We start from the raw sequence: 5,125 nt of genomic DNA on the forward strand, positions 1-5,125 counted from the left end.
GAATTTGCCTGGCGGCGAGAGCGCGGTGGTCCCACCTGACCCCATGCCGAACTCAGAAGTGAAACGCCGCAGCGCCGATGGTAGTGTGGGGCCTCCCCATGCGAGAGTAGGGAACTGCCAGGCATCAGATAACGACGGAGCCTCAGCGAAAGCTGAGGCTTTTTCGTGTCTGACGATCGGTAAAAAACCCCGTTTTCGTGGCTAGAATATCGTCAGTGCCCGCCTGCAGATCCTGCTCTGCGACTAATTTTCATTCCCTTCTGCTTTTAAGCTGACCAGGCTTGATAATATTTATTGCCGTCAGCGCCCTGTCTTTAGTTTTTTCACTGTCAGGCTTATTAACGAACATGCCTTGCCGATCCACAGGATAAAATTTTCTTCCTACTGTATCGATCGGTTAAACTGAGCGCAGTTAATCGGAAAAGGCCGCTTCATGTCCAGTCCTGCATTCTCACTTAAAAAACTACATACCTTTGCCATTGAAACAGGCGCAGAAAAAGTTGTATACGCAGAAACGCCGCAAGATATTCTTGCAGCCTGGCGTGAGTGTCATCAGCGCGATTTGCCCTTCTTATTATTAGGTGAGGGTAGTAATGTCCTGTTTCTGCAAGCTTTCAGCGGCATAGTTGTAATAAACCGTATTAAAGGCATTACTATTACTGAAAGTGATAAGCACTGGCATCTACAGGCAGGAGCTGGTGAAAACTGGCATGCTCTGGTCGCTTACACATTACAGCAAAACATCGCCGGACTGGAAAACCTTGCTTTAATACCCGGCTGCGTTGGCTCTTCGCCTATTCAAAATATTGGTGCCTATGGTGTCGAGATAAAGGATGTTTGCGAGTGGGTTGAAGTTCTTGAACTGGAAAGCGGCCAGATTCATCGGCTGACGGCAGCAGAATGTGAGTTTGGCTATCGCGATAGTATCTTCAAGCATCGGCTACAGAACGGTTATGCGATTACCCGCGTTGGTTTTAGCTTACCCAGGCAATGGCAACCTGTAATGAGCTATGGCGATCTGGCTAAGCTCGATCCCGCAACCGTCACTCCTCAGCAGATTTTTGATTCTGTTTGTCATATGCGTCGCAGTAAATTGCCCGATCCGGCGTTAACCGGAAACGCTGGCAGCTTCTTTAAAAATCCTGTGGTTACTGCAGAGCAGGCTACAGCATTACTGGCAACTTTCCCGCATGCTCCCCATTATCCGCAAAGTAACGGTGAAGTTAAGCTGGCTGCTGGCTGGCTTATTGATCAGTGCCAGTTAAAAGGTTATCGCATTGGCGGAGCGGCCGTACATCAGCAGCAGGCACTGGTATTAATCAATGCGGAAGAGGCAAGTGCAGAAGATGTTGTCGCATTAGCCCGTGAAATCAGACAGCGTGTGGGGCAAAAATTTAACGTCTGGCTGGAGCCGGAAGTGCGTTTTATTGGCGCTGACGGAGAAAAAAATGCCGTTGAGGTTATTTCATGAAAGATAACAGCGTACCGTTAAAATTAGTTTCTATCCTGGCTGATGGCGAATTCCATTCAGGTGAACAAATTGGCGAAAAGCTCGGTATGAGCCGCGCTGCAATAAACAAACATATCCAGACTTTAAAGGAGTGGGGGCTGGATGTCTTTACCGTGACAGGAAAGGGCTATTGTTTGCCTGCTCCTGTACAGTTACTGGACGAAGCGGAAATTAACCGCAACCTGGAACAACAAGGAGTGACGGTAATACCCGTTATAGACTCCACTAACCAGTATCTGCTGGAACGCATGGCATCGCTAAAAACGGGCGATGCCTGCGTGGCTGAATATCAACAGGCAGGGCGTGGACGCCGTGGCCGTCAATGGTTTTCTCCTTTCGGCGCGAATCTCTATCTCTCAATGTACTGGCGTCTTGAACAGGGGCCAGCTGCGGCAATGGGCTTAAGCCTGGTTATCGGTATTGTCATTGCTGAAGTATTGCAGCGGCTGGGTGCTGAAGGCGTAAGAGTAAAGTGGCCGAACGATCTTTATCTGAACGATCGAAAGCTGGCTGGCATCCTGGTCGAAATGATCGGGAAAACAGGCGATGCCGCACAAATCGTATTTGGCGCAGGCATCAATTTGAAAATGCGTACCCCTGATGCCACGGTAGTAAACCAGGGCTGGATTAACCTGCAAGAGGCGGGTATTGCTATCAACCGCAACGAACTTGTAAGCCTGTTAGTAAATCAATTGCGTCATAGCCTGCGTGATTTCGAACGGGAAGGATTAGCACCTTTTCTTTCTCGCTGGCAGCGGCTGGATAACTTTATTAACAGACCGGTTAAGTTATTGATTGGCGATCGTGAAGTATTGGGCATCGCTCGCGGTATTGATCAACAAGGTGGGTTACTGCTTGAACAGGATGGCGTAACAAAATCCTGGGTAGGCGGCGAAATATCCTTGCGACCACAGAACTGACGGCTTACTTTATCGACAGAGTGCTTCTGAAGATGCGGATAGCCTCTCAGAAGCACTATTCAGCCTTATTTACGTAACCGCACCTGTTCAACAGCGTGGTTAGCACTTTTGCTCAGGATTAGGCTGGCACGCTCACGCGTGGGTAAAATATTTTCCTTCAGGTTACGCCAGTTAATCTCTCTCCATAGTTGGGTTGCGATATTAACGGCTTCTTCTTCAGACAGCTGTGCGTAGTGATGAAAATAAGAGTCGGGATCGGTAAAGGCCCCTTTGCGAAACTTCAGAAACCTGTTGATATACCAGTCTTCCAGCAGCTCTTCAGGCGCATCGACGTAAATAGAAAAATCAACAAAATCAGAAACAAATACGTGATGCGGATCGTGAGGATAATCCATCCCGCTTTGCAGCACGTTTAATCCTTCCAGGATTAAAATATCGGGCTGCTGTACGACTTTATCGCCGTCAGGGATGACATCATAAATCAAGTGAGAATAAACCGGCGCCGTTACTTCAGTTGCCCCCGATTTCAGGTCAGCAACAAAATTGACCAGGCGGTGCATATCATAAGACTGCGGAAAGCCTTTTTTCTTCATCAGGTCGCGTTCTTTTAATACGGCGTTCGGATGAAGAAAACCATCGGTGGTAATTAATTCGACGCGGCGATGTTCAGGCCAGCGGCTTAGCAACGCCTGTAAAACGCGCGCAGTAGTGCTTTTACCTACGGCTACGCTACCTGCAATGCTGATGATATACGGGATCTTTTGCCCGCTGGTACCTAAAAACTGTTCCAGCACTGCCTGACGACGCAAATTAGAATTAATATAGAAATTCAGCAGACGGGACAAAGGCAGATAGATTTCAGCTACCTCTTCCAGTGAAAGATCTTCATTAATGCCTTTCAGACGAGCGATCTCATCCTCTGATAATGTCATCGGAACAGAATCACGCAACGCAGCCCATTGTTGGCGACTGAATGTCAGATACGGGGTGGTAAATGAGGACTCTTTATTACTCATAAGCATGCTTCTGCCAGCAGATATTTACCGAATGGCAACAGGTAAGCATAGCCATCTTCCTGTGCCCTGGAGGTAATTTCAGAAAACAATGCGCAGGAGGTTAACACCAGTAACAGGAGAAAAAGAAGGAAAAAAATGGATTGCTAAAGGTAATCAGAACGATCCTCGCAAATTTGTTATTAACAAGCAGCAGGAAGTAAGGGAGGTTTAGATAAAACTTCAATTCTCCTTCAGGTGATAAACAGGCTATATAATCCAGTGGGTTTAATCGCCACCCATTAATATGTGATGTGTGTCACAAAAGAAAATTTTGCATGCTTTATCTGTAGCGCTGACCATAATCAGGTGGGCAATTTAGCACCACTGAAGAGAAAAAAAGTTATCCGGCAGCCAATATTTTCACGCAAAAGAATAGCGTTATAAGTAAAAATCACGCTTTGATAACCCAGATCCCACAGTAGGAATGGTTGTTTTTTCTTCAAAAAAACGTAAATTTGCGAAGAATTGCACAAATAGTGACCGATAGAACATTTATCGCAATTTTTTTGTTGCATACCGCAGCCGGTCTTCCTAGAATGCGCCTCACTTGATGCCGGCTTAGCTCAGTAGGTAGAGCAACTGACTTGTAATCAGTAGGTCACCAGTTCGATTCCGGTAGCCGGCACCATCAAGTATCAGGTGGGATTCCCGAGCGGCCAAAGGGAGCAGACTGTAAATCTGCCGTCACAGACTTCGAAGGTTCGAATCCTTCTCCCACCACCATATTTAAGCTTTGGCAACAGAGCTAAACCAAACTGAACCGCCTAAAGGTTTTCGGTTTGGAGAAGGTGAAAACCTTCGTTAAGGTTCGAGTCGAGCAGCGCGAGACAACACGCGCAGCGTGGCCCGAAGGGTGAGGAGCGAAGCGACGAGTAATCCTTCTCCCACCACCATATTCAGACTGAGCTCAAGCACAGTCAGAGTCAGCAGGCAACGCAAGTTGGCTCGAAGCTCGAATAATAAGAATCCTTAACTTATTATTCATTTGCTACAGAAAGAACAGGTAGCCGAGTTCCAGGTTGCGGGCATCGTATAATGGCTATTACCTCAGCCTTCCAAGCTGATGATGCGGGTTCGATTCCCGCTGCCCGCTCCAGATGTGCTGATATGGCTCAGTTGGTAGAGCGCACCCTTGGTAAGGGTGAGGTCCCCAGTTCGACTCTGGGTATCAGCACCACTTCTTTATCTCCCTCCCTGATTCTTCCTGTACAAAAAATTCAACAGCACAGGCGATGCCTGGTTGATGTGGTGATATCACCGATTTAACCGTGTCTTAGAGGGACAATCGATGTCTAAAGAAAAATTTGAACGTTCAAAACCGCACGTCAACGTCGGTACTATCGGCCACGTTGACCACGGTAAAACTACCCTGACTGCAGCTATCACTACCGTTCTGGCGAAAACCTACGGCGGTGCAGCGCGTGCATTTGATCAGATCGATAACGCGCCGGAAGAAAAAGCTCGTGGTATCACCATCAACACCTCTCACGTTGAATATGACACCCCGTCTCGCCACTACGCGCACGTTGACTGCCCGGGCCACGCCGACTATGTGAAAAACATGATCACCGGTGCTGCTCAGATGGACGGCGCTATCCTGGTTGTTGCTGCGACTGACGGCCCGATGCCGCAGACCCGTG

4 protein-coding genes, 4 tRNA genes, 1 rRNA gene and 1 other RNA gene are annotated in these 5,125 nt (G+C 48.0%); 9 read left to right on the plus strand and 1 reads right to left on the minus strand.

Annotation, left to right across the window (positions count from 1 at the left end):
* The first annotated feature begins 7 nt into the window (after positions 1-7).
* The 3 genes from rrf to birA all read left to right on the plus strand — a co-directional run bounded on the left by rrf (position 8) and on the right by birA (position 2,430).
* Positions 8-123: ribosomal RNA gene (gene rrf / locus ACQE3Y_RS20390) — 5S ribosomal RNA — on the plus strand.
* A gap of 310 nt (positions 124-433) precedes the next feature.
* The gene (gene murB / locus ACQE3Y_RS20395; protein ID WP_426982407.1) at positions 434-1,471 is read left to right on the plus strand and encodes a UDP-N-acetylmuramate dehydrogenase; all 1,038 of its coding nucleotides are present in this window, start codon (positions 434-436) and stop codon (positions 1,469-1,471) included.
* Positions 1,468-2,430, plus strand: a complete 963-nt coding sequence (gene birA / locus ACQE3Y_RS20400) for a bifunctional biotin--[acetyl-CoA-carboxylase] ligase/biotin operon repressor BirA (protein ID WP_426982408.1) — start codon at positions 1,468-1,470, stop codon at positions 2,428-2,430. The genes murB and birA overlap by 4 nt, the downstream gene beginning before the upstream one ends.
* A 65-nt stretch (positions 2,431-2,495) precedes the next feature.
* On the opposite strand, the gene coaA is transcribed toward birA, so the two are convergent.
* Positions 2,496-3,446, minus strand: coding sequence for a type I pantothenate kinase (gene coaA, locus ACQE3Y_RS20405; RefSeq protein ID WP_085069539.1), 951 nt, complete (start codon positions 3,444-3,446; stop codon positions 2,496-2,498).
* 591 nt (positions 3,447-4,037) lie between these two features.
* Here coaA and ACQE3Y_RS20410 point away from each other — a divergent pair.
* From ACQE3Y_RS20410 to ACQE3Y_RS20435, 6 genes are all read left to right on the plus strand, one after another.
* Positions 4,038-4,113, plus strand: a tRNA-Thr gene (locus ACQE3Y_RS20410).
* 10 nt (positions 4,114-4,123) lie between these two features.
* Positions 4,124-4,208 (plus strand) — tRNA-Tyr (locus tag ACQE3Y_RS20415).
* Positions 4,209-4,253: 45 nt separating this feature from the next.
* Positions 4,254-4,378, plus strand: a non-coding RNA gene (locus tag ACQE3Y_RS20420) — RtT sRNA.
* Positions 4,379-4,506: 128 nt separating this feature from the next.
* Positions 4,507-4,581 (plus strand) — tRNA-Gly (locus ACQE3Y_RS20425).
* A 5-nt stretch (positions 4,582-4,586) separates the two neighbouring features.
* Positions 4,587-4,662, plus strand: a tRNA-Thr gene (locus tag ACQE3Y_RS20430).
* Positions 4,663-4,773: 111 nt separating this feature from the next.
* Positions 4,774-5,125: GTP-binding protein (locus ACQE3Y_RS20435; RefSeq protein ID WP_426982409.1), on the plus strand; the 352-nt coding region annotated here is incomplete at its 3' end.

It is taken from the genome of Pantoea sp. FN0305, assembly GCF_050113845.1.
GTDB lineage: Bacteria > Pseudomonadota > Gammaproteobacteria > Enterobacterales > Enterobacteriaceae > Mixta > Mixta alhagi.

Coding starts and splice junctions, on each gene's coding strand:
- birA (WP_426982408.1), top strand. CDS start 1,468: ATGAAAGATAACAGCGTACCGTTAAAATTAGTTTCTATCCTGGCTGAT.
- murB (WP_426982407.1), top strand. CDS start 434: ATGTCCAGTCCTGCATTCTCACTTAAAAAACTACATACCTTTGCCATT.
- coaA (WP_085069539.1), bottom strand. CDS start 3,446: ATGAGTAATAAAGAGTCCTCATTTACCACCCCGTATCTGACATTCAGT.